The following is a 22876-nucleotide window of genomic DNA, read 5'->3' on the forward strand; positions in this document are numbered from 1 at the left end:
AAAGCCCCCGATCTGCTCCCTTTCCCCCTCTCCCCTGTGGGGAGAGGGCTGGGGTGAGGGGTGGATATTCAGCCTGACGCCACCTACCGAGGCAACTCAATCCGCTCACTTTCCCCCGGCACCGTCGGCCAATCCCCGGCCGCCCAGCGTCGCCGCGCTTCATCGATCAACGCCGGATCGCTCGCCACAAAATTCCAGTTGATCCGCCGCGGCCCATCCAGGGGCGCTCCGCCAAACAGCACGGCATGACAGTCGCTTTCAGCAAACAGCGTCATCTCTTCCCCGACCGGCAACACCACCAGCGAATGCGGTTCTAGCAGCTCGCCATTCAGTTGCACCTCGCCGTCCAGCACATACAACGCTCGTTCTTCATGCTCGGTAGGAATCAGCAATGTGGTCGCCGTTTGCAGGTTCAATTCGGCATACAGCGTAGGAGAAAGCACCGGGACCGGTGATTCCAGGCAAAAGCCTGACCCGGCAATCATCCGGATCTTCACCCCCAGGTTATCGCTGACCGGCAGCGTGGCCGCCGGATGGTGGCTGTAATGTCCGGGGCCGTGCTCTTTATCTTTCGGTGAGGCCAGCCAAATCTGCAAACCATGCATCGTGAAGCCGCTGTCCTTCAACGCCTCAGGCGTGCGCTCGACGTGGGCAATCGCGCTGCCCGCCGTCATCCAGCTGACATCTCCGGCCTCCACCACCTGATCGGAGCCGAGGCTGTCCTTGTGCTGGATTTTTCCTTCGAACAAGTACGTGAGAGTCGACAGACCAATATGCGGATGCTGACGAATGTTCATGCCTTTTCCCGCCTCATAACGGGTTTCGAGCATGTGGTCGAAAAACACGAAAGGCCCGACGCTACGGCATTTGGCTGACGGCAGTGGGCGAAGAATGGGCTGGCCTTCGACATCTTCGGCGCGGGGACGGATCACGAGCGGAGTGTTCATGCTGCATTCCAGGCTGAGCGGGTAATGCGTGGAGCATAACCCGCTTGCGCAGCCCTTGCCGCTATTGGCTGAAGGCACCTTCAGACAGGTGCGTTTCGATGCTGACGTCGGTGGTGGTCATCAACTTGTGGACCGGGCAACGGTCGGCCACGCGGTGCAGCTCATCGCGCTGGGCGTCGGTGAGCACACCTTTGAGTGTCAGTTTGACGTGGAGGGCATATTTACCTTTCTGCTCTTCGCTGTTGTCACGTTTGACTTCGACGGTGACACCGGTCAGCGGGATGTCTTTCTTCTTTGCGTACATCTTCAGGGTCAGGGCCTTGCAGGCCCCCAGGGCCGCGTCGAAGTAATCGTGTGGCTCGGGCGCCGAGCCTTCGCCACCGAGGGATGTCGGTACGTCGGCAAAGAGTTGATGGTCATCGATCTGTACGCTGTGACGAAAACCTTCGGCGGAAACGGTATTGACGGTGACAGTCATGGCAAACCTCGTAGGCAACAGGAAAAATCATTCGATCAAAAAAGACCTTGAAGGTATAGAGCATTCCTCCTGTTACGCGTTCCACTTTCTTGCGTGCCCATTGCCGTGCGCTGAATCGTTACCGCTCGACGATCGAAGTAGTAAGGCGTTTTGATATCACTTTTTCGTCTTACGCAAAATTTCTCAGGGCCGATACCTTCTAAGGCAACCCGCTGCAGGATTGAGGCGGCACTTTTGGAAGGAACCAGATTAATGAGTATCAGAAGTCTCAATATTGCGCCGCGCGCGGGCCTGGGTTTTGGCCTGCTGGCGTTGATGGTGTTTGGGTTGGGGGCGTTCGCCCTGCTGCAAATGTCAAACATGCGCGCGCAGTCCGATCAAGTCGATGACAACTGGCTGCCCAGCGTGATGGCGGTCGGGGAGATGAATCAGGACATGCTGCGGATGCGGGCACTGACGATGCGCCTGCTGCTCAATCGGGACCCGCAAGCGCTGGCGCAAAACCTCAGCAAACTCAACGAGCTCAAAAGTCTCCTGGATGAGCCTCAGCAGCGCTACGAGGCGCTGATCGTGCTGCCCGAAGAGCGTGTGCTGTTCGATCGCTTCAAAGCTTCGGAGCAAAAATACCTGCAGTTCCAGACTCAGGTGATGGCGCTCTCGGCTCAGGGACGGGTGGAAGAGGCGGCCGCCATCCTTAATGGCGAGATGAGTCCATTGGCCGATGAAATCACCGTCACCCTCCAGGCATTGATCGAACTGAACAAGCACAACGCTAATCTGGCGACGGAGGCGGGGCGCCAGGTGTTCAGCCAATCGCGGGTCTGGGTCGGGGTGATGATCGGCCTGACGGCGCTGATGACCATCGGCCTGGCGCTGCTGCTGACCCGCAGCATCGTCGTGCCGCTTTCCCAATCGTTGAAGGTGGCTGAAGGGGTGGCTGGCGGCGATCTCACCGGTGATATCAGCATCAGCGGCAAGGATGAGCCGGCGCGGCTGTTGCACGCGCTCAAGAGCATGCAGGGGATTTTGCGCGAAACCCTGCGGCGTATTTCCGACTCGTCCAGCCAATTGGCCTCGGCTTCGGAAGAACTCAGTTGCGTGACCGAAGAGGCCACCCGGGGCCTGCATCAGCAGAGCCTGGAAATCGACCAGGCCGCCACGGCGGTGAATCAGATGACTGCGGCGGTGGAGGAGGTCGCAAGCAATGCGGTGGCCACGTCCGAAGCGTCTCGGGAATCCGACCGGATCGCCCAGCACGGTCGCGAACGGGTGCATCAGACCGTGTTGTCCATCGAATCACTGGCCGACGATGTCACGGCCAATGCGACCCAGGTCGAGGACCTGGCGCAGAAAGTTTATGGCATCAGCAAAGTCCTGGATGTGATTCGCTCGATTGCCGAGCAGACGAACTTGCTGGCCCTGAACGCGGCCATCGAAGCGGCGCGGGCCGGGAGTGCCGGACGCGGGTTTGCGGTGGTGGCCGATGAAGTGCGGGCGCTGGCGCACCGGACGCAGCAATCGACCCAGGAAATCGAGCAGATGATTACTGGCATCCAGCAAGGCACCGATGCTGCGGTCAGCTCGATGCAGCAGAGCAACACGCGGGCGCGTTCGACCCTGGAAGTGGCGAAAGCAGCGGGCACGGCGCTGGAGGAAATCGCCACGGCGTTTACCCTGATTAATGAGCGCAACCTGGTGATCGCCAGCGCCTCAGAGGAACAAGCGGCTGTCGCGCGCGAGGTGGATCGCAACCTGATGAATATTCGCGATCTTGCGTTGCAGACGTCGGCCGGGGCGAATCAAACCAGTGCGGCGAGTCAGGAGCTGTCTCGGTTGGCGGTCGATCTGAATACGATGGTGGCGCGGTTCTCGGTCTGAACGCCGAGCGGCTTTGTCGTTCCGGCGACGCTACCGGCTGGCTGTGCAAGGTTGCGGGTGGCGCCATCCCGGCCTATGGTCCAAGCGATACTTTGCCTGCGACTGGCGCGCGATGACTCGCCGTCGGTTGCTGTCCATCCAGTGCTGATTTGCGTAGCGAGGTGACGACATGCCCACCGACTCCCGACCCGCCGTACTCGAACTGATCGGTAATACGCCGCTGGTGCGCGTCAGCCGTTTCGATACCGGCCCGTGCACGCTGTTCCTCAAGCTCGAATCGCAGAACCCCGGCGGCTCGATCAAGGATCGCATTGGCCTGGCGATGATCGACACCGCCGAGCGCGATGGCAGCCTGCGCCCCGGCGGTACCATCGTCGAGGCCACCGCCGGCAACACCGGCCTTGGCCTGGCCCTGGTCGGCCGTGCCAAGGGTTACCGAGTGGTGTTGGTGGTGCCGGACAAGATGTCCACCGAGAAAGTCTTGCACCTCAAGGCGATGGGCGCCGAGGTGCATATCACCCGCTCCGACGTCGGCAAGGGCCACCCCGATTACTACCAGGACGTTGCGGCGCGGCTGGCGCAGGAAATCCCTGACGCTTTCTTCGCCGATCAATTCAACAACCCGGCCAACCCGCTGGCCCACGAATGCAGCACCGCGCCGGAAATCTGGGCGCAGACTCAGCATGACCTGGACGCCATCGTCGTCGGCGTCGGCTCGGCCGGCACACTGACCGGTCTGACCCGTTTCTTTCGCCGCGTGCAACCGGACCTGGTCATGGTGCTGGCCGATCCGGTCGGCTCGGTGATGGCCGAATACAGCCGCAGCGGCACCATGAACACGCCCGGCTCCTGGGCGGTGGAGGGCATCGGCGAGGACTTCATTCCGTCGATTGCCGACCTGTCCAGCGTGCGCCACGCTTACTCGATCAGCGACGAGGAAAGCTTCGATCATGCCCGCCAACTGTTGCGCGCCGAAGGCATACTCGGCGGCTCTTCGACCGGCACACTGCTGGCGGCGGCGTTGCGCTATTGCCGCGAGCAGACCGAGCCGAAGCGGGTCGTCAGCTTTGTCTGCGACACCGGCACGCGCTATCTGTCGAAGGTCTACAACGACCAGTGGATGAACGATCAGGGCCTGCTGCAGTACAAACATTACGGTGATCTGCGAGACCTGATTTCACGGCGCTTCGAGGATGGCCGGGTGATCAGCGTGGGCCCGGACGATACGCTGCTCACCGCGTTCCAGCGCATGCGCCTGGCGGATGTGTCGCAACTGCCGGTGCTGGAGGGCGGGCAGCGGTTGGTCGGCGTGATCGACGAATCCGACATTCTGCTTGGCATGCAGGAGGATGCTTCGCACTTTCGCGCGAGCGTGGCCAGCGCGATGACCGATAAGCTGCAAACCCTGCCTCCAGGCGCCAGTCTGGCTGAACTACGGGCGGAGCTCGACCGTGGGCTGGTGGCGATCATCGCCGACGCTTCGGGCTTCTACGGCTTGATTACTCGAGTCGACATGCTCATTCACTTACGGAGATCGCTTACATGAGTCAACACGATGAAAACGCTGTGCCACGTGCCTTCGCTACCCGTGTGATCCATGCCGGGCAAACGCCCGACCCTACCACCGGGGCGCTGATGCCGCCGATTTACGCCAACTCCACCTATTTGCAGCAGAGCCCCGGTGTGCACAAGGGTTTCGACTACGGGCGCTCGCACAACCCGACGCGCTTTGCGCTGGAGCGTTGCGTTGCAGACCTCGAAGGCGGCACCCAGGCCTTCGCGTTCGCGTCCGGGCTGGCGACGATTTCCACCGTGCTCGAATTGCTCGATGCTGATTCGCACATCGTCTCCGGCAACGACCTGTACGGCGGTACTTTCCGCCTGTTCGACAAAGTGCGTCGGCGCAGCGCGGGGCATCGCTTCAGCTTCGTCGACCTGACTGATTTGTCGGCCTTCGAAGCGGCGCTGCAGGACGACACGCGGATGGTCATGGTCGAGACGCCGAGCAACCCTTTGCTGCGCCTCACCGACCTCGTTGCCATCGCGCGCATCTGCCGCCAGCGAGGCATCATTTGTGTGGCCGACAACACCTTCGCCAGCCCGTGGATACAGCGCCCGCTGGAGCTGGGCTTCGACATTGTGCTGCACTCGACCACCAAGTACCTGAACGGCCACTCCGACGTCATCGGCGGCATCGCGGTGGTCGGACAAAACGCAGACCTGGCGGAGCGTCTGGGTTTTCTGCAGAACGCGGTGGGCGCGATCGCCGGGCCGTTCGACGCTTTCCTCACCTTGCGCGGCGTTAAGACCCTGGCGCTGCGTATGGAGCGCCACTGCAACAACGCGCTGGACCTGGCGCAATGGCTGGAGCGTCAGCCGCAGGTGGCGCGCGTCTATTATCCGGGCCTGCCGTCGCACCCGCAGCATGAACTGGCGCAGCGGCAGATGCGCGGTTTCGGCGGGATGATATCCCTCGACCTGAACAGCGACCTGGCCGGTGCCACGCGCTTCCTCGAGAGTGTGCGGATCTTCGCCTTGGCCGAGAGCCTGGGTGGGGTGGAAAGCCTGATCGAGCACCCGGCGATCATGACCCACGCCAGCATCCCCGCGGATACTCGTGCGCAACTCGGCATCGGCGATGCGTTGGTGCGTTTGTCAGTGGGTGTCGAGGATGTCGAAGATCTGCGCGCCGACCTGGCACAGGCGCTGGCGCGGATCTGAATTTCAGCAGGCAAAAAAAATCCGGAACCCTTAGCGGATTCCGGATTTTTGTGTCGAGCCGGATCAGCTGCCTTTGACAGCCTTGCCGTTGACCGTACCGTTGAGGAGCATGATGTTGTACTCCTTGCCGTCGGTTTCAACCTGTTGCAGACGAACCAGCAGGTAATCCCAGTCCTTGGCGAACCACAGGACGGTGATGCGCTTGCTTTGTGTCGGGTCGCGCACGCGCTCGACCTTGGTTGCTTCGATCTGGCCAGCTTTGGTGTCGACCTTTTCCGAACCCAGCACGCGGAAATCATAGGTATCGACTTCGCCGTCGTCGACGACTTGATAGCTCATGCTTTTCTTGCCAGCGGCCACGTCGTGCTGCAGAGCCAGCTGATAAGTGGATTTGTCGACCATGCCGCGGTTGAGCGGGATCTTGACCGGGTCACCGCGATCGGTGCCGGTGACCATTTTGTTGGTCCAGTCGAAATCCAGGTCAGCCTTCTTGGCTTTACCCAGGCCGCCACGTTCGAAGTGGTAGGACTGCGGCAGCAAGGTGTCCTTGTCCAAAGTCAGGGTGCTTTCTTCGGTCAGGCTGGCGATCATCATCGAGGCCTTGAAGCTGAGCTTCCAGGCGCCGTTGGCTTGCTTGGTCAGGCTACGTTCAGCGGTGCCGCTCATGGGCAACTGCTTCCAGTCAGCGGTGTAGCTGGCGGAGAAAGGTTGAAGTTCTGCAGCCTGCGCAAATGGCAGTGCGAGCAGAGCGCAAGCGAAGAGCAGGGCGCGACGCATAAAATCTCCTAGGTTCGAATCAAGTGGCCGCTGGCCGCGAGTAACTTTCCATCCAGTAAAGCACCTTGCTCGCCGAGTGATAAACGACCTTCGGCAAACCAGCGTACAGCCAGCGGGTAAATCAGGTGTTCCTGGGTATGAATTCGCTGCGCCAGACTCTGCGGCGAATCGTGCAACTCTACCGGTATTACTGCCTGTACGACCAGTGGTCCGCCATCGAGTTCCTCGGTGACGAAGTGCACGGAGCAGCCGTGCTCGGTGTCGCCGGCCTCCAGCGCGCGCTGATGCGTGTGTAACCCTTTGTATTTGGGTAGCAGCGAGGGATGGATGTTGAGCAGGCGACCCGCGTAGTGGCGCACGAAGTCAGCGCTGAGAATGCGCATGAATCCGGCCAGTACCACGAGTTTGGGGTTGAACGCGTCGATCTGTTCGATCAGCGCGGCATCGAAGGCTTCGCGGCCTTCGAACGCCTTGTGATCCAGGGTGCGGGTGTCGATACCCGCGTCCCTGGCGCGTTGCAGGCCGTAGGCGTCGGCGCGGTTGGAAATCACCGCAGCGATGCGGGCCGGGCTGTCGCCGGTCCGCGTGCTGTCGATCAAGGCCTGCAAGTTACTGCCGGTGCCGGACAACAGCACCACCACATCACAGGTCTGGGACATCAATGAGCCTTGAGGTTCTTCAGTTCAACCTGAGCCGCGCCTTCGGCAGCGGTGGAGATCTGACCAATGACCCAAGGCTGCTCGCCGGCTTCGCGCAGGACGTTCAGGGCGGTTTCGACGTGCTCTTGAGCAACGCAGATGACCATGCCCACGCCGCAGTTCAGCACGCGGTGCATTTCGTTTTCGTCAACGTTGCCTTTCTCTTGCAGCCAGTCGAATACGGCAGGACGGGTCCAGCTCGCGACGTCAACCACGGCTTGTGCGCCTTTTGGCAGAACGCGCGGGATGTTGTCCAGCAGGCCGCCACCGGTGATGTGGGCCATGGCTTTGACTGCGCCGGTTTCCTTGATCAGCTTGAGCAGCGGCTTCACGTAGATACGGGTCGGGGCCATCAGCAGGTCGGTCAGCGGTTTGCCGTCGAGCTGGATGTTTTCGATGTCGGCACCGGACACTTCGATGATCTTGCGGATCAGCGAGTAGCCGTTGGAGTGCGGGCCGGAAGACGGCAGGGCGAGCAGGGCATCGCCGGCAGCGACTTTGGAACCGTCGATGATTTCGGATTTTTCCACGACGCCGACGCAGAAGCCGGCCAGGTCGTAGTCTTCGCCTTCGTACATGCCTGGCATTTCAGCGGTTTCGCCGCCAACCAGGGAGCAGCCGGACAATTCACAGCCAGCGCCAATGCCGGTCACGACCTGGGTCGCGGTTTCGACGTTGAGTTTGCCGGTGGCATAGTAGTCGAGGAAGAACAGCGGCTCGGCGCCGCAGACCACCAGGTCGTTCACGCACATGGCCACCAGGTCGATGCCGATGCTGTCGTGTTTGTTCAGGTTTAGCGCCAGACGCAGCTTGGTGCCGACGCCGTCGGTGCCGGAAACCAGCACGGGCTGCTTGTAGCCGGCCGGGATTTCGCAGAGGGCGCCGAAACCGCCCAGGCCGCCCATGACTTCCGGGCGCGCAGTGCGCTTGGCGACGCTCTTGATGCGTTCGACCAATGCTTCACCGGCGTCGATGTCTACACCGGCGTCCTTGTAGCTCAGGGAGGGTTGCTTGCTCATGATCCAGGCCTTTAGGGGGGATTCAGGGGTAACGACCGAGTCCAGTGGGACCACCGAAACTGACGAAGGCGATTGCCATCCGCGAATTTCAGGGTGCCCGGCTGTTGCCGGTCTGCGAAGGCGCGCGATTTTATCAGGCTTGAGGGGCAGCGGCCATCCTCAGGCCGACGGCAGGGGCATATCCGCTTAAAAAAACCTTCATTGCCCGTGTTGGCCGCATCCTTCATGGCTGTATAAGGTATCGCTATTAACGGTCTATCGTTAGGACAGTGCAAAAACTTACCAGGGTCAGGTGAATGTTTTGCTTGGGGGCGTGGTCACAGCCTTGCTCAATCCGGTTCACGCGGCCTGTTCCAGCCGCTCTTGTCGTCAGGAATCCTCCATGCGTTTTTTTTCTAGATTTTTATTTGCGGGCTGTATGTCATTGGTCAGCCTGGCGAGTCATGCCGAAACCGTCAAAAACCTGTATCAGGTGCGTCAGCCTGTCAGTGGCCAAACCCCGGAAGTGCGTGATCAAGCGACCCAGCAAGCGCTGGATACGTTGGTGTTGCGTCTGACCGGCGATCCCAAGGCTGCGCAAAGTCCGGGGTTGGCGGCATTGCGCAAGGACCCGCAGCAAATCATCAGTCAGTACGGCTTTGACGCCGGTCCGCCGGAAGTGCTGAAGGTCGATTTCGACCCGGCCACCACCGAGCAAGCGTTGCGCCGTGCCGGGCTGTCGTTGTGGGGGGCGAACCGGCCTTCGATCCTCGGCTGGTGGCTGAACGATTCCACCGAGGGTTCGAGCCTCGTCGGTGATGGCCAGGCCAGTGCTGCACCGCTGCGTCGAGCCGCGCAACACCGTGGTTTGCCGCTGCGCCTGCCGCTGGCCGATCTGAGTGAGCAGATCGTTGCCACTGCACCGAATCTGGAAGGTACGGACGCGACGCCACTGCGCGGGGCATCGGAGCGTTACAACGCTGACGCCTTGCTCGCGGTGCATGCTCGTGAAGAGGGCGGGCAGTGGCAGGCCAAGTGGCATTTGTGGCTCGGCGACAATAAGGAGGCGGGCAGCGTGCAGGGCGCGGATCAGGCTGCGGTGGCCGATGCGGTGATGCTGGCGGTCAGTGAGCGACTGGCACCGCGGTTTGTCGTCAAACCGGGCGCTTCGGGCGAACAATTGCTCGAAGTGCAGGGCATGAATCTGGAACACTACGCGACGCTTGGACGTTTGCTGGAACCATTTGGTGCGCGCCTGCAAAGTGTCGACGGCGACCGGATTCTCTACCGGGTCAATGGCAGCGCCGAACAGTTGAAGGCGCAATTGTCGCTGGCCAGGTTGCAGGAAGTTCCAGCGGGTGAGCCGCCTTCGCCCACTGCCCCCGTTCAACCCGCCGCCGAAGGGTCGACACCGGTCGTAGCGCCAGCGCCGGCACCGACGCCGCAGTTGCGTTTCCGTTGGTAAGTTTTTCTTTCTTTATATAGATGCATATGGAGTGGTACATGGCCGATACGCGGCGTTGGTTCTGGTTGGGTGGGGTGGTTCTGCTCTGCGTGTTTGTCTGGTTGTTGCATCCGATTCTGACCCCGTTCCTGGTCGCGTTGCTGCTGGCCTATCTGTTCGACCCGCTGGTGGATCGGCTGGAGAAGGCCGGCCTGTCTCGGACCTGGGGCGTGGTGGCGGTGTTTGCGCTGTTTACCTTGATCTTCACGACACTGCTGTTGGTGTTGGTGCCGATGCTCGCCAAGCAGCTGTTTCGCTTGTACGAATTGGCGCCGCAGATGCTCGACTGGTTGCAGCACACCGCACTGCCGTGGGCGCAATCGAAATTCGGACTCTCGGATAATTTCTGGAAATTCGACAAGCTCAAGGCAGCAATCAGCGAGCACATGGGCCAGACCTCTGACATTGTCGGGGTCGTGCTGAGTCAGGCGACGGCTTCCGGGCTGGCGCTGATCGGTTGGTTGGCGAATCTGGTGCTGATCCCGGTGGTGAGTTTCTATCTGCTGCGCGACTGGGACCTGATGATGGCCAAGATCCGCGGTCTGCTGCCCCGTGACCGCGAAGAGCGCGTTGTGATCCTGGCGGGTGAATGCCATGAAGTGCTCGGTGCATTCGTGCGCGGACAGTTGCTGGTGATGGTGGCGTTGGGCGTGATCTACGCGGCGGGCCTGATGTTGGTAGGGCTGGAGCTGGGGCTGTTGATTGGGTTGATTGCCGGTCTGGCGGCAATCGTGCCGTACATGGGGTTCGTTATCGGGATCGGTGCGGCTTTGATTGCCGGGCTGTTCCAGTTCGGTGGCGATCTGTATCCCATGATCGGAATCGTCGCGGTGTTCATGGTGGGGCAGGCGCTGGAAGGCATGGTGCTGACGCCATTGCTGGTGGGGGACCGGATCGGTCTGCACCCGGTGGCGGTGATCTTCGCGATTCTGGCTGGGGGCGAGCTGTTCGGATTTACCGGCGTGCTGCTGGCGCTGCCGGTGGCGGCGGTAATCATGGTGCTGGTGCGCCATATGCATGATTTGTATAAAGATTCTGATATCTACGGCAGTACCGACGAGCCTGAACTCTAAGGTTCGTTGAGGGTTGGTAACGGGCGGCCTGGTTCCATGCCAGGTTGGCCCGCATCCCTTGCGCGGCTGTCACATGCGCCGCCAAAGAAACTGGCATAAAACCAGTGTGTTAACGCAAACCTTTGATTTTGCTTGTGGTCTGTCGCATTGTGCGACCCGCCTCACGGGTATAAACTTCGCAAACTTTACACAGAGGCCACTAACGGTTCCTTTGGAACTGTTCAGTCAGCATGAAACCGATTCAGCTGCCCCTAGGTGTGCGTCTGCGTGATGACGCTACCTTTATCAATTACTATCCAGGCGCCAATGCCGCTGCACTCGGCTATGTCGAGCGGCTATGCGAAGCCGACGCCGGCTGGACCGAAAGCCTGATTTATCTCTGGGGCAAGGACGGGGTAGGGCGTACGCACTTGTTGCAGGCGGCCTGCCTGCGCTTCGAGCAACTGGGGGAGCCGGCGGTGTATTTGCCGTTGGCCGAACTGCTTGATCGCGGCATCGCCATCCTCGACAACCTCGAACAGTACGAACTGGTCTGCCTGGATGATTTGCAGGCGGTGGCCGGTCGGGCGGATTGGGAAGAGGCGTTGTTCCATCTGTTCAACCGTCTGCGTGACAGCGGTCGACGCCTGTTGATCGCCGCGTCGACATCCCCGCGTGAACTGCCGGTGAAGCTGGCGGACCTCAAATCCCGCCTGACGTTGGCGCTGATCTTTCAGATGCGTCCGCTCTCCGACGAAGACAAGTTGCGTGCCTTGCAACTGCGCGCCTCTCGTCGCGGTCTGCACCTGACCGATGAAGTCGGACATTTTATTTTGACCCGCGGTACGCGCAGCATGAGTGCGCTTTTCGAGCTGCTTGAGCGTCTCGATCAGGCCTCCCTTCAAGCTCAACGCAAGCTGACAATTCCGTTCCTGAAAGAAACGCTAGGCTGGTAAAACCAAGGGCCTGCTGCGGTTTTAGGCATATCTCAGGCGTCAAGAAATCCGCTTTCCTACAGGGTTGCAGGCTGCGCGAACGTCTAAAACGGGCTTAAGCGCTTAGATGTAAACGCGAAACCAAGAAGTCACATAAAGATCGATTGAATTTGCAAATGAGGTTGATAGTAGGCATAGTCTCGGCTTCTTTAGAACTATCAGCCACGGTCGTGCCCATGCTAAATCGCTTTGCACCCCTCGTGCCCCTCGCACTCGTCACCCTGTTGTTCGGTTGCGCTGCTCACTCTCCAGTGTCCCAGCAAGAGCAACAACAGCAGTTTAAAAATTCCGCTACCGCCCAATCTTCCGTTCTTTATCAGCAAGCGCTTGAGCAGGAAGAAGCGGCCACCGAAAAAGAACTGGCAGACTTCGCCGGCGGCAAGTCGTACCAGCTTCCGGTTCTGGCAGACAGCATCCTCGAACGTGGCATGTCCCTGATCGGTACCCGTTACCGTTTCGGTGGCACCTCCGAAGCTGGCTTTGATTGCAGCGGCTTCATCGGTTACCTGTTTCGTGAAGAAGCCGGCCTGAACCTGCCACGCTCCACCCGCGAAATGATCAACGTCGACGCTCCGCTGGTTTCTCGCAGCAAACTGGAGCCGGGCGACTTGCTGTTTTTCGCCACCAATGGCCGTCGCGGCCGCGTCAGTCACGCCGGGATCTACCTGGGTGACAACCAGTTCATCCATTCCAGTAGCCGCAAAAGCGGTGGTGTCCGGATCGATAACCTGGGCGACAGCTACTGGAGCAAAACCTTCATCGAAGCCAAGCGCGCACTGGCGATGGCACCGACTGCGACCCCGGCGATCGTCACGGCACGCAAGTAAGCGGACTATTTGTAAGGTGAACTTAAAGTCTTACTTGAAGTTTGCCGCGTAGCAGCTAGAATCCTGATCTATTATTGATGGCAAACCGCCTGCGTCCTGCGCAGGCGGTTTTCTTTTCTGCGCCCCCTGCAGAAAAAGCCGCAGCCAGATCAGGATGCTCTGCATATGTCGACGTCGGCCCGCCTCGCAATCATGTTCTTCGCAGCGCTGCTCAGCGCCTGCGCCAGCCGTACACCGCCACCTGCACCGGTGGTTCGCGCGCCCATTGTTTTCGGTTCCTCCCAAGCATTCTCCCCTGAGGCAGAAGACGTCTTGTTCCGCGCGCTCGGCCTGGTGGGCACGCCGTATCGTTGGGGTGGCAACACGCCGGATTCGGGTTTCGATTGCAGCGGACTGATCGGTTATGTCTACCGTGATGTCGCCGGCATTTCTCTGCCGCGCACCACGCGCGAGATGATCAGCATGCAGGCGGCCAGCGTGGGCAAAGAAGGTTTGCAAACCGGTGACCTGATCTTCTTCGCCACCAATGGCGGTTCACAGGTCAGTCACGCCGGGATCTACGTCGGCGAAGGTCGCTTCGTCCATGCACCGGCCACCGGCGGCACGGTGAAGCTCGACAGCTTGTCCAAAGCTTACTGGCAGAAAGCCTATCTGAGCGCCAAGCGCGTCTTGCAACCTGAGCACTTGGCACGCAATCCCTAAATGGCAGAGGTTGTCATGACCGCTCGCACACTCAATCTCGACGATTCCCTGTATCAATACCTGCTCGACGTTTCCCTGCGCGAAACGCCGTTGCTCAAGCGTTTGCGTGATGAAACCCAGGCGCTGCCCATGGCTCGCTGGCAGGTGGCGCCGGAGCAGGGGCAATTCCTCGCGCTATTGGTGAAACTCACCGGCGCCAAGCGTCTGCTGGAAGTGGGCACCTTCACCGGTTACAGCGCCTTGTGCATGGCGGCTGCATTGCCGGATGACGGTTCGCTGATCTGCTGTGACATTCCCGGTGACTACAATGCCATTGCGCGCCGTTACTGGCAGGAAGCGGGGCTTGCCGAGCGGATCGATATGCGTTTGGCGCCCGCGCTGGAAACCCTGGCTCAGCTGGATCAGCAAGCGTCATTCGACCTGATCTTCATCGATGCCGACAAAGCCAACTACCCACGCTATCTGGAGCACGCATTACGTCTGCTGCGCGTCGGCGGTCTGGCGGTGTTTGATAACACGCTGTGGAGTGGCCGGGTGCTTGAGGACAATCCCCAGAGCGAAGACACCCGAGCCATCCAGGCGCTCAATCGTGCGTTGAAGGATGACTCGCGTGTGGACCTGTCGTTGTTGCCGTTGGGGGATGGATTAACCCTGTGTCGCAAACGGTAAACGTTGACCCCGATTTAATGTGGGAGCGAGCCTGCTCGCGAAGGCGGTGTAACAGTCAACGTTGATATTGAATGTTATGACGCCTTCGCGAGCAGGCTCGCTCCCACATGGGTGATGTGTTGGCAGTTTATTTAACCGCCGACACGCGCCACACCTTGTTGCCCACGTCATCCGCCACCAACAAATCACCCTGCTGATCAATCACCACGCCCACCGGCCGGCCCATGGCTTTTTCCTCGTCATTGAGGAAACCAGTGAGCACATCCACCGGCTGCCCGATCGGTTTCCCTGCGCTGAACGGTACGAAAATCACTTTGTAGCCACTGTGCGGTTTACGGTTCCATGAGCCGTGCTGGCCGATGAATGCCCCTTCCTTGAATTGCGCCGGCAGTCTGTTGCCTTCAGCGAACGTCAGGCCCAACGATGCAGTGTGCGGGCCGACCGCGTAGTCCGGCGCGATGGCCTTGGCCACCAGGTCGGGGTTTTGCGGCTCGACGCGGATGTCGACGTGCTGACCGTAATAACTGTAAGGCCAGCCGTAGAACCCGCCGTCCTTCACTGAGGTGATGTAGTCCGGCACCAGATCGCTGCCGATTTCGTCACGCTCGTTGACCGCTGTCCACAGTGCGCCGCTCCGAGGTTCCCAGGCCAGCCCGTTTGGATTACGAATCCCCGAGGCGAAGATTCGATGATTGCCGGTGGCACGATCCACTTCCCAGATCGCCGCGCGACCTTCTTCCTTGTCCATGCCGTTTTCGGCCACGTTGCTGTTGGAGCCCACCGTGACGTACAGCTTGCTACCGTCCTTGCTGGCGATGACGTTTTTGGTCCAGTGATGATTCAGCGTACCGCCCGGCAGGTCGATCACCTTCATCGGCTGCGACTTGATCGTCGTCTCGCCGTTTTCATAGTGGAAGCGCAGCAACCGGTCCGTGTCGGCGACGTACAGGTCATTGCCGACCAGAGTCATGCCGAAGGGCGAGTTGAGGTTTTCCAGGAACACCGTGCGGGTTTCGGCGATGCCGTCGTGGTCCTTGTCCCGCAGCAGCGTGATGCGGTTCGGGCTCGGTACGCCGGCGCCAGCACGGCCCATGACTTTGCCCATGACCCAACCACGAATGCCTTTGCCGTCATCGGGTTTGGGTGGTGCATTGGTTTCGGCGACCAGCACGTCGCCGTTGGGCAACACGTAAAGCCAGCGCGGGTGATCCAGACCTTCGGCAAAAGCCGCCACCTGAGTCCCTGTCGCGGCGATAGGCTTCGCGCCGTCCGGCCAGCCAATCGCCGGGGCGATGTTCACCGTCGGGATCAGGGTTTTGTTCGGTTCTGGTAGCTTGGGCGACGGGCCGGTGCCGTCGGAGACTTGCAGCCTGGAGGTTTCACCACAGGCGGCAAGCCCTCCGGCGAGCACGATGACGAGAGCGAGCGGGGGCTTGCGCATGCTGATCTTCCCTATGAATGCATTGACCTAATCAATAGAGAAGCGCAGGTGCGCGATGGTTCAACCGCTCAGCCGCGGGCTTCCTTGAACAGCACGGCAATGCCGGGGTGATAGTTGCCGGCTTCGTTGCGCAACTTGCGATAGGGATAGGGGAAGTACCAGGCCACGGCGCAGGTGTGTTCCTTTTGCAGATCGTCGACCATGTCTTGGAGTTCTTCCGGGGTGGCGCTTTGCTGGGCTTTTTGCGGCGCAACGAACAGGCAGCCGAGTTTCAGGTCGCTGGCGTAGCTGATGCGTTTGGCATCGCTGGTGATGTCCTGCAATGCTTGAGTCAGGTTCAGGCTGTTGACGCGTGGCCAGCGCTGGGTCGCCTGAAGGTAAGCGCGTTCTTCGCTGGTGGCGATGAACAGATCGGCGCGGCCATTGCGTTCGCCTTCTTCGACCTGTTTACGGGTCGGCGTTTGTTGCAGTGTGACCATTTCCGCCATCCAGGCCGCGGCGGACAGCAGGCTCAGGTTGGCTTTTTCGTCGAACCAGTAAGGCGTGTCGTTATCGCCGCGCACGGCGTTGTAGCGGTCGATACAGTCAAACCAGCGTTCCAGCACCGGGCGCAGGAATTCCAGCTTCGGATTGCTGATGATCATGCCTTGCATGTGGCTCACCTTTGTTATTGTGTTGTGAGGTTGTGGCTCTTTGATATCACTGCTGAGAGTGTGGCACAAGATTGGCGTCAGATAATTGATCGACGGCAGTTATTCGCTCGCAGGCTGCCCGTCTTCAATTGACGCTCCATCCCCAACCCTCTAACCTTCGCGGCTTGTTTCAGGTGCTCTGTGACCTTGGTCGACAGAGTGAAACAGGGAAGCCGGTGAGTGATTCTCTTCAAGTGACGAAGAGCCATGATCCCGGCGCTGCCCCCGCAACGGTATATGAGTGAAGGCTGCGCCTTGAGCCACTGTGTCGATTGTCGACATGGGAAGGCGCGCAGTCAGGCAAATCGCCGCTCATGAGCCCGGAGACCGGCCTGATCCATCCAGCGGCATCACGGTGGGCGATGCCAGGCTTCTTGCCGTCTATTCTTGTGCCTGCCCGCCGTTATCCAGCCTCAACGGAGAGCTCCCCCATGACTGATACCCCCGATCGTGACGAACGTCATCTGGCGCGCATGCTGCGCAAAAAAGCCGTGATCGACGAACGCATCGCCAATTCCCCGAATGAATGTGGCCTGCTGCTGGTGCTGACCGGCAACGGCAAAGGCAAAAGCAGCTCGGCCTTCGGCATGCTCGCCCGGTCCATGGGCCACGGCATGCAGTGTGGCGTGGTGCAGTTCATTAAAGGGCGCAGCAGCACCGGCGAAGAACTGTTCTTCCGGCGCTTCCCGGAACAGGTGCGTTTTCATGTGATGGGCGAGGGCTTCACCTGGGAAACCCAGGATCGCCAGCGTGACATCGCCGCCGCCGAAGCCGCATGGGCGGTGTCCCGCGAATTGCTGCGTGATCCGTCGATCGGCCTGGTGGTGCTGGATGAATTGAACATTGCGCTCAAGCACGGCTATCTGGATCTCGATCAAGTGCTCAGCGACTTGCAGGCCCGTCCGCCGATGCAGCACGTGGTGGTGACCGGTCGCGGCGCCAAGCCGGAGATGATCGAACTGGCCGACACCGTCACCGAAATGGGCGTGATCAAGCATGCGTTCCAGGCCGGGATCAAAGCGCAAAAAGGCGTCGAATTGTGAGTCAGCCACGTCATTGCCCGGCGGTATTGATTGCCGCGCCGGCCTCCGGTCAGGGCAAGACCACCGTCACCGCCGCACTGGCCCGTTTGCATCGCAATCAGGGGCGCAAGGTGCGCGTGTTCAAATGCGGCCCGGATTTTCTCGACCCGATGATTCTCGAGCGCGCCAGCGGTGCGCCGGTGTATCAACTGGACATGTGGATGGTCGGCGAGCAGGAAAGTCGTCGACTGTTGTGGGAGGCCGCCGGCGAAGCCGATCTGATCCTCATCGAAGGCGTCATGGGACTGTTCGACGGTACGCCGTCCAGCGCTGATCTGGCGCGGCACTTTGGCGTGCCGGTGCTCGGTGTTATCGACGGCACTGCCATGGCCCAGACCTTTGGTGCGCTGGCCTTGGGGCTGGCGCGTTATCAGCCGGACTTGCCGTTTGCCGGTGTGCTGGCCAACCGCGTCGGCACCCTGCGTCACGCGCAATTACTGGAAGGCAGCCTCACTGAAGGCTTGCGCTGGTACGGCGCCTTGTCCCGGGAAACCGGGATCGAATTGCCAAGTCGGCATCTCGGGCTGGTTCAGGCCAGTGAGTTGAACGATCTTGACCTGCGCCTCGATGCAGCGGCCGATGCGCTGGCCAGCAGTTGCGAGGTCGCGCTGCCACCGGCGGTGGAATTCGCCGCGCCTGATGTGATTGATGTCGAGCCTCTGTTGGCCGGCGTTCGAATTGCCGTGGCCCGTGACGAAGCGTTTGCCTTCACCTACGGCGCCAGCCTGGATTTGCTGCGAGCCATGGGCGCCGAGTTGTCGTTTTTCTCGCCGATCCGTGACACGCACTTGCCGGAGGCAGACAGCCTTTATCTGCCCGGTGGTTATCCCGAATTGCACCATGTGGCGCTGTCACAGAACACCACGATGCTGACCGCCATCCGCGCTCACCATGCGGCGGGCAAGCCGTTGTTGGCCGAGTGCGGTGGCATGCTGTATCTGCTCGATTCTCTGACGGATGTCGAAGGTACCCGTGCTGAACTGGTCGGCTTGCTGGCGGGGGATGCGGTGATGCAAAAGCGTCTGGCCGCGTTGGCGTTGCAGGCAGTCGAGTTGCCGGAAGGTTCATTGCGCGGACACACGTATCACCACTCGTTGACCAGCACTGAACTTGAGCCGATTGCTCGTGGCCTGAGCCCTAACGGTGGGCGTGGGGCAGAGGCGGTTTATCGTGAGGGGCGGATGACGGCTTCTTATGTGCATTTCTATTTTCCGTCCAATCCATCGGCGATTGCCGCGCTGTTTGTGCCTGACCATAAGGACGCCATCGCGAGCAGGTCGAATCGTCGCACCGTCACTCCCACATTGGAAAGTGGCTTGCCTGAAGAAACGCGGTCCACTGTGGGAGCGAGCCTGCTCGCGAAGAGGCCATGACCGACAACGCATTTTCCGAGGCTGAACGCGCGGCGGTCTACCGAGCCATCGGCGAGCGCCGTGACATGCGTCATTTCAGCGGTGGCACCGTCGAGCCCGCGTTACTGCGGCGCCTGCTCGAAGCCGCGCATCAGGCACCGAGTGTCGGCCTGATGCAGCCCTGGCGGTTCATTCGCATCAGCGATCGAGTCCTGCGCGGCAAGATCCAGTTACTGGTGGAAGAAGAACGCATCCGCACCGCCGAAGCCCTCGGCGAGCGCACCGACGAATTCATGAAGCTGAAAGTCGAAGGCATCAACGACTGCGCCGAGGTGCTGGTCGCTGCGCTGATGGACGATCGCGAGCGTCATATCTTCGGCCGCCGCACCTTGCCCGAAATGGACATGGCCTCGTTGTCCTGCGCGATTCAGAACCTCTGGCTGGCCTCCCGCGCTGAAGGATTGGGCATGGGCTGGGTGTCGCTGTTCGAGCCGCAAGCCCTGGCAGACCTGTTGGGTTTGCCGGCCGGAGCCAAGCCCTTGGCCGTTCTTTGCCTGGGGCCGGTCAAGGAATTCTATCCAGCGCCGATGCTGGTACTCGAAGGCTGGGCGCAGGCGCGTCCGCTCAGTGAATTGCTGTATGAAAATTATTGGGGAGTGAGTCAATGAGTGTGGCGTTGTTGAGTGTCGCCGCGGTTGCGCTGGATGCGCTGCTGGGTGAACCCAAACGCTGGCATCCGCTGGTGGCGTTCGGCCGTTTTGCCGACCGCATCGAGCAACGTTTCAACGGCGGTGGCCGTGGCTGGCGCAGTCATGGCGTCACTGCCTGGGTGATCGCGGTGTTGCCGCTGACCCTGCTGGCCACGGCGTTTTCCTGGGCGCCCTATGTCGGCTGGATCGTCGAGATTCTCGTGCTCTATTGCGCCCTCGGCATGCGCAGCCTTGGTGAACACGTCGAGCCGGTGGCCAAGGCGCTACGCAGCGATGATCTGGACGAGGCGCGCAAACGTGTCAGTTATCTGGTCAGCCGCCAGACCAGCGAACTGGACAAAACCGAAGTCGCCCGCGCCGCTACAGAATCCGTTCTGGAGAACGGCAGCGACGCGGTATTCGCTGCGCTGTTCTGGTTTGCCGTGGCCGGTGCGCCTGGCGTGGTGCTCTACCGTTTGAGCAACACGCTGGATGCGATGTGGGGTTACCGCAATGAACGCTTCGAGCGTTTCGGCTGGGCCGCGGCAAAGATCGATGATGTCCTCAACTATATTCCTGCGCGCCTGGTGGCGTTGACCTACGCGTTGCTGGGCAAAACCCGACTGGCACTGAAATGCTGGCGTACCCAGGGTCCGACCTGGGACAGCCCGAATGCCGGTCCGGTGATGGCGGCCGGTGCCGGTGCGCTCGGTGTCGAGTTGGGCGGGGCGGCGATTTATCACGGTGAACTGCATCAGCGTCCGCCGCTAGGCGAAGGCGTGCCGGCGGACGCCGACTCCATCGACCGCGGCTGGCAATTGGTCCAGCGCGGGGTATGGTTATGGTTGCTGATCCTCTGCGTGGGGGCTGAATTTTATGCTTGAACACGGTGGTCGGTTACGCAAGGCGGCGCTCGATTACGGTATCGCCGAAGCCGATTGGCTCGACCTGTCCAGCGGCCTCGCGCCCTGGCCGTTTCCGGTCCCGCAGATTCCGTTACGGGCCTGGGCGCGGTTGCCGGAAACCGATGACGGTCTGGAGCAGGCCGCCTGTGATTATTACGGCGCCGCTCAGGTGCTGCCGGTGGCCGGCTCGCAAATGGCGATCCAGTTGTTGCCGCGTTTGCGCCGGGCCGGCAAGGTCGGCGTGCTCTCGCCGTGTTACGCCGAACACGCCGAAGCGTGGCGCCGTAATGGCTACATCGTGCGTGAAGTGTTGGAGCAGGAAGTCGACTTCTTTCTCGACAGCCTCGACGTGCTGGTGGTGGTCAACCCGAACAATCCTACCGGCCTGAGCCTGACACCGAGTCGGCTGCTCGACTGGCATTCGCGGCTGGCCCAGCGTGGTGGCTGGCTGGTGGTGGACGAGGCGTTCATGGACAACACACCGCAGCTGAGCCTGGCACCTTTTGCCAATCAGGTCGGGTTGATCGTGCTGCGTTCCTTCGGCAAGTTTTTCGGCCTGGCCGGTGTGCGCCTGGGCTTCGTGCTGGCTGAGCGCAAGTTGCTCAAGTTGCTGGCCGAGCAAGTGGGGCCGTGGGCGGTCAGCGGGCCGACGCGGGTGCTGGGTCAGGCCTGCCTGCTGGATACCGAAGGGCATACCCGGCAACGGGTTCGCGCTGATGAAGCCAGTGAACGTCTGGCGCTGCTGCTTGAGCACCACGGTTTCAAACCTCAGGGTGGCTGCGCCTTGTTTCAATGGCTGATCACTGACCACGCCGAAGCCCTGCATGAGTTCATGGCCCGACACGGCATTCTGCTGCGGTTGTTCACGCACACCAGCAGCCTGCGTTTCGGCTTGCCCGCCGATGAAGCCGACTGGACACGTCTCGCGCAAGCGTTCGAAGCCTACGCTAGGGAAACCCAATGACTACGTTGATGGTGCAGGGCACGACGTCCGACGCCGGTAAAAGCACGCTGGTGACGGCGTTGTGCCGCTGGGTCGCGCGTCAGGGCGTCAGCGTCGTGCCGTTCAAGCCGCAGAACATGGCGCTTAATAGTGCTGTGACCGCCGACGGTGGCGAGATCGGTCGTGCGCAAGCGGTGCAGGCTCAGGCCGCCAACCTTGAGCCGCACACCGATATGAACCCGGTGCTGCTCAAACCCAACAGCGACACCGGCGCCCAAGTGATCATTCATGGCCGCGCCGTCACCACCATGAATGCCGTGGCGTATCACGACTACAAAGCCATCGCGATGCGAGCAGTGCTGGCCTCTCATGAACGGCTGAGCGCGGCTTATCCGGTGGTCATGGTCGAAGGCGCGGGTTCGCCGGCCGAGATCAATCTGCGTGCCGGTGACATCGCCAACATGGGCTTTGCCGAGGCGGTGGATTGCCCGGTCGTACTGATCGCCGACATCAATCGCGGCGGGGTTTTCGCGCATCTGGTGGGCACGCTGGAACTGCTGTCGCCCAGCGAGCAGGCGCGGGTCAAAGGCTTCATCATCAACCGGTTTCGCGGCGATATCGCTTTGCTGCAACCGGGGCTGGACTGGCTGGAAGCGCGCACCGGCAAACCGGTGATCGGCGTTCTGCCTTACGTGATGGACCTGCACCTGGAAGCCGAGGACGGCATTGACCAGCGTCAGACCGACAAGGCCGACCAGGTGCTGAAAGTGCTGGTGCCGGTGCTGCCGCGCATTAGCAACCACACCGATTTCGATCCGCTGCGCTTGCATCCGCAGGTGGATCTGCAGTTTGTCGGCCCCGGTCAGGCGATTCCACCGGCCGACCTGATTATTCTCCCCGGCTCGAAAAGCGTGCGCAGCGACCTGGCGTATCTGCGCGCCAATGGCTGGGACACTGCGATCAGTCGTCATCTGCGTTATGGCGGCAAAGTGCTGGGCATTTGCGGTGGTCTGCAAATGCTCGGCGAGCAGGTCCACGACCCGCTGGGCCTCGAAGGCGCACCGGGTTCCAGCGCCGGTTTGGGCTTGCTGGCGTTCGAAACCCAGCTCGAAGAAGAGAAGCAATTGCGCAATGTGCGCGGGCGTCTGGCGCTCGAAGACGCGCCGGTTAGCGGTTACGAAATTCATGCCGGCGTCACCACCGGGCCGGCGCTGGAAAACGCCGCGGTGCAGCTGGGCGACGGTCGCTGCGATGGTGCGCAAAGTGTGGACGGGCAGATATTCGGCACCTATCTGCATGGGCTGTTTGAATCGCCCGCGGCGTGCAGTGCGTTGTTGCGCTGGGCAGGTTTGCAGGCTGTGCAGGAAGTGGATTATCACGCGTTGCGTGAGCGCGATATTGAGCGGCTGGCGGATCTGGTGGAGAAGCATTTGGACACTTCACTGCTGCGTGAGCTCTGTGGGTTTTGAGGTGGCTGTGCCGGCCTCTTCGCGAGCAGGCTTGCTCCCACAGGTTCCGTGTATGGA

General features: G+C 60.9%; 22 protein-coding genes and 1 riboswitch. Of the genes, 15 read left to right on the forward strand and 7 right to left on the reverse strand.

From position 1 onward, the window contains the following. Positions 1–83: 83 nt before the first annotated feature. A complete protein-coding gene (locus JFU47_RS25710) occupies positions 84–947 on the reverse strand; it encodes a pirin family protein (RefSeq protein ID WP_201186550.1) in 864 nt (287 codons plus the stop codon). Positions 948–1008: 61 nt separating this feature from the next. Continuing rightward, complete coding sequence (locus JFU47_RS25715; protein WP_123364610.1) at positions 1009–1425, reverse strand: OsmC family protein; 417 nt, start codon at positions 1423–1425, stop codon at positions 1009–1011. Between the two features lie 252 nt (positions 1426–1677). Between JFU47_RS25715 and JFU47_RS25720 the strand changes: the two genes are divergently transcribed. The 3 genes from JFU47_RS25720 (at position 1678) to JFU47_RS25730 (ending at position 6024) form a co-directional block, all read left to right on the forward strand. Further along, positions 1678–3303 carry a methyl-accepting chemotaxis protein gene (locus JFU47_RS25720; RefSeq protein WP_201186552.1) on the forward strand — a complete coding sequence of 542 codons (1626 nt, stop codon included), beginning with the start codon at positions 1678–1680 and terminating at the stop codon, positions 3301–3303. A 169-nt stretch (positions 3304–3472) separates the two neighbouring features. Further along, positions 3473–4849: a pyridoxal-phosphate dependent enzyme gene (locus JFU47_RS25725; RefSeq protein ID WP_201186554.1), complete on the forward strand. Its 1377-nt coding sequence runs from the start codon at positions 3473–3475 to the stop codon at positions 4847–4849. After that, entirely contained in the window at positions 4846–6024 is a 1179-nt protein-coding gene (locus JFU47_RS25730) for a trans-sulfuration enzyme family protein (protein ID WP_201186556.1), read from the forward strand. Before JFU47_RS25725 ends, JFU47_RS25730 begins: the two co-directional genes overlap by 4 nt. A gap of 63 nt (positions 6025–6087) precedes the next feature. On the opposite strand, the gene JFU47_RS25735 is transcribed toward JFU47_RS25730, so the two are convergent. From JFU47_RS25735 to purM, 3 genes are read right to left on the reverse strand one after another with little or no spacing between them, the layout of a single operon-like run. Next, positions 6088–6801, reverse strand: coding sequence for a DUF3108 domain-containing protein (locus JFU47_RS25735; protein ID WP_201186564.1), 714 nt, complete (start codon positions 6799–6801; stop codon positions 6088–6090). 8 nt (positions 6802–6809) lie between these two features. After that, positions 6810–7460 carry a phosphoribosylglycinamide formyltransferase gene (gene purN / locus JFU47_RS25740; protein ID WP_123364615.1) on the reverse strand — a complete coding sequence of 217 codons (651 nt, stop codon included), beginning with the start codon at positions 7458–7460 and terminating at the stop codon, positions 6810–6812. Then, on the reverse strand, positions 7460–8518 hold the full coding sequence (purM, locus tag JFU47_RS25745) for a phosphoribosylformylglycinamidine cyclo-ligase (RefSeq protein WP_008148639.1): 1059 nt from the start codon (positions 8516–8518) through the stop codon (positions 7460–7462). Before purM ends, purN begins: the two co-directional genes overlap by 1 nt. A 382-nt stretch (positions 8519–8900) precedes the next feature. On the opposite strand from purM, the gene JFU47_RS25750 reads away from it, so the two are divergent. The 6 genes from JFU47_RS25750 (at position 8901) to JFU47_RS25775 (ending at position 14246) form a co-directional block, all read left to right on the forward strand. Then, the gene (locus JFU47_RS25750) at positions 8901–9962 is read left to right on the forward strand and encodes a DUF2066 domain-containing protein (RefSeq protein WP_201186566.1); all 1062 of its coding nucleotides are present in this window, start codon (positions 8901–8903) and stop codon (positions 9960–9962) included. A 38-nt stretch (positions 9963–10000) separates the two neighbouring features. Continuing rightward, positions 10001–11074: an AI-2E family transporter gene (locus JFU47_RS25755; RefSeq protein WP_201186568.1), complete on the forward strand. Its 1074-nt coding sequence runs from the start codon at positions 10001–10003 to the stop codon at positions 11072–11074. Between the two features lie 230 nt (positions 11075–11304). Then, positions 11305–12009 carry a DnaA regulatory inactivator Hda gene (gene hda, locus JFU47_RS25760; RefSeq protein WP_008148645.1) on the forward strand — a complete coding sequence of 235 codons (705 nt, stop codon included), beginning with the start codon at positions 11305–11307 and terminating at the stop codon, positions 12007–12009. Positions 12010–12224: 215 nt separating this feature from the next. Continuing rightward, on the forward strand, positions 12225–12875 hold the full coding sequence (locus JFU47_RS25765) for a C40 family peptidase (RefSeq protein WP_201186570.1): 651 nt from the start codon (positions 12225–12227) through the stop codon (positions 12873–12875). A 165-nt stretch (positions 12876–13040) separates the two neighbouring features. Further along, positions 13041–13577 carry a C40 family peptidase gene (locus tag JFU47_RS25770; RefSeq protein ID WP_123364619.1) on the forward strand — a complete coding sequence of 179 codons (537 nt, stop codon included), beginning with the start codon at positions 13041–13043 and terminating at the stop codon, positions 13575–13577. Positions 13578–13592: 15 nt separating this feature from the next. Further along, complete coding sequence (locus tag JFU47_RS25775) at positions 13593–14246, forward strand: class I SAM-dependent methyltransferase (protein WP_201186572.1); 654 nt, start codon at positions 13593–13595, stop codon at positions 14244–14246. A gap of 127 nt (positions 14247–14373) precedes the next feature. Here the strand turns inward: JFU47_RS25775 and JFU47_RS25780 are convergent, their stop codons facing one another. Continuing rightward, the gene (locus JFU47_RS25780) at positions 14374–15687 is read right to left on the reverse strand and encodes a PQQ-dependent sugar dehydrogenase (RefSeq protein WP_201186574.1); all 1314 of its coding nucleotides are present in this window, start codon (positions 15685–15687) and stop codon (positions 14374–14376) included. A 68-nt stretch (positions 15688–15755) separates the two neighbouring features. Then, entirely contained in the window at positions 15756–16340 is a 585-nt protein-coding gene (locus tag JFU47_RS25785) for a hypothetical protein (RefSeq protein ID WP_201186576.1), read from the reverse strand. Positions 16341–16494: 154 nt separating this feature from the next. After that, positions 16495–16729: riboswitch (cobalamin riboswitch) on the forward strand. An 81-nt stretch (positions 16730–16810) separates the two neighbouring features. Here JFU47_RS25785 and cobO point away from each other — a divergent pair. From cobO to JFU47_RS25815, 6 genes are read left to right on the forward strand one after another with little or no spacing between them, the layout of a single operon-like run. After that, positions 16811–17422: a cob(I)yrinic acid a,c-diamide adenosyltransferase gene (gene cobO, locus JFU47_RS25790; RefSeq protein ID WP_046048017.1), complete on the forward strand. Its 612-nt coding sequence runs from the start codon at positions 16811–16813 to the stop codon at positions 17420–17422. Continuing rightward, positions 17419–18834 carry a cobyrinate a,c-diamide synthase gene (locus JFU47_RS25795; RefSeq protein WP_201186578.1) on the forward strand — a complete coding sequence of 472 codons (1416 nt, stop codon included), beginning with the start codon at positions 17419–17421 and terminating at the stop codon, positions 18832–18834. Before cobO ends, JFU47_RS25795 begins: the two co-directional genes overlap by 4 nt. Further along, positions 18831–19481: a 5,6-dimethylbenzimidazole synthase gene (bluB, locus tag JFU47_RS25800; RefSeq protein WP_201186587.1), complete on the forward strand. Its 651-nt coding sequence runs from the start codon at positions 18831–18833 to the stop codon at positions 19479–19481. Before JFU47_RS25795 ends, bluB begins: the two co-directional genes overlap by 4 nt. After that, positions 19478–20386, forward strand: coding sequence for an adenosylcobinamide-phosphate synthase CbiB (cbiB, locus tag JFU47_RS25805; protein WP_201186589.1), 909 nt, complete (start codon positions 19478–19480; stop codon positions 20384–20386). The genes bluB and cbiB overlap by 4 nt, the downstream gene beginning before the upstream one ends. Next, positions 20379–21371: a threonine-phosphate decarboxylase CobD gene (gene cobD / locus JFU47_RS25810; protein ID WP_201186592.1), complete on the forward strand. Its 993-nt coding sequence runs from the start codon at positions 20379–20381 to the stop codon at positions 21369–21371. The genes cbiB and cobD overlap by 8 nt, the downstream gene beginning before the upstream one ends. Continuing rightward, positions 21368–22819, forward strand: coding sequence for a cobyric acid synthase (locus JFU47_RS25815; RefSeq protein WP_201186594.1), 1452 nt, complete (start codon positions 21368–21370; stop codon positions 22817–22819). Before cobD ends, JFU47_RS25815 begins: the two co-directional genes overlap by 4 nt. Positions 22820–22876: the final 57 nt, after the last annotated feature.

Origin of the sequence: Pseudomonas sp. TH39(2020), from assembly GCF_016650715.1 — a bacterium.
Classification (GTDB): Bacteria; Pseudomonadota; Gammaproteobacteria; order Pseudomonadales; family Pseudomonadaceae; genus Aquipseudomonas; species Aquipseudomonas mandelii_C.